This window comes from Desulfovibrio desulfuricans (genome assembly GCF_024460775.1).
Lineage (GTDB): Bacteria > Desulfobacterota > Desulfovibrionia > Desulfovibrionales > Desulfovibrionaceae > Desulfovibrio > Desulfovibrio desulfuricans_E.
Genome location: NZ_JANFYZ010000075.1, coordinates 1 through 262, shown reverse-complemented (window position 1 = coordinate 262; position 262 = coordinate 1). Strand labels below are relative to the sequence as shown.

The following is a 262-nucleotide window of genomic DNA, read 5'->3' as shown; positions in this document are numbered from 1 at the left end:
TAAATCCACGTTTTTGAAAACACTAAACCGAATGAATGACCTTGTAGAGAATGTGCGCATTACAGGAGAAGTAAAATACGATGGAAAGGATATATTTTCTTCTAATGCGAATGTAAATGAACTGCGCAAAGAGATCGGAATGGTATTTCAGAAACCGAATCCATTTCCGATGAGCATCTATGACAATGTGGCTTTTGGACCAAGAACGCATGGTATTCGTTCTAAAGTGAAACTGGATGAAATTGTGGAACGCTCTTTAAGA

1 protein-coding gene is annotated in these 262 nt (G+C 37.8%); it reads left to right on the top strand.

Going from position 1 to position 262, the window contains the following annotated elements; translation table 11 throughout:
- Positions 1-13: 13 nt before the first annotated feature.
- The coding region (locus NE637_RS15460) for an ATP-binding cassette domain-containing protein (protein ID WP_371740891.1) at positions 14-262 on the top strand (249 nt) is incomplete at its 3' end.